Annotated in this window: 1 protein-coding gene; it reads right to left on the bottom strand. The window is 70.2% G+C overall.

The features are described from left to right. Positions 1 to 41 precede the first annotated feature (41 nt). Positions 42 to 516, bottom strand: a 475-nt coding sequence (locus tag SM447_RS30010; RefSeq protein ID WP_474576228.1) for a carbohydrate ABC transporter permease, incomplete at its 5' end; no start/stop codon positions are given.

Below are 516 nucleotides of genomic sequence, written 5' to 3'. Positions count from 1 at the left end.
CAGCCAGCGCAGGCTCACCGTCTCGATCCGGTCCCGGTCCATCACGCCTCCCGTCGCGCGCCGAAGAAGCGCAGGTAGATCGCCACGAACACGAGCAGCACCACGGCGAGCACGACGGCCTGGGCGGCGGCCGCGCCGATGTCGGTGCGGGCGGTGAGGAACTGGTAGACCCGGACGCTCACCACCTCGGTGCCGGCCGCGCCGCCGGTGAGCAGGTAGACGTCGTCGAACTTGTTGAACGTCATGATGAAGCGGAGCACGCCGATCAGCGCGATCACCGGCATGAGCTGCGGCAGCAGGATGTGCCGGAACCGCTGGGTGGGTGTGGCCCCGTCGACCCGGGCGGCCTCCTCCAGCTCGCCGGGCACCGCTTGGAGCCGCGCGAGCAGGAACAGGAACGCGAACGGGAAGTAGCGCCACGCCTCGAACGCGATCACCGTCCACAGCGCGGTGGACTCCTGGGACAGGAACGGCACCGGCTGATCCCAGCCGAGGAAGCGCCGCCCCCAGTCGTTG

The sequence above is a fragment of the Micromonospora aridisoli genome (assembly GCF_056150025.1).
The sequence above is the reverse complement of the archived record's forward strand: the minus strand, read 5'-3'. Positions and strand labels throughout refer to the sequence as shown.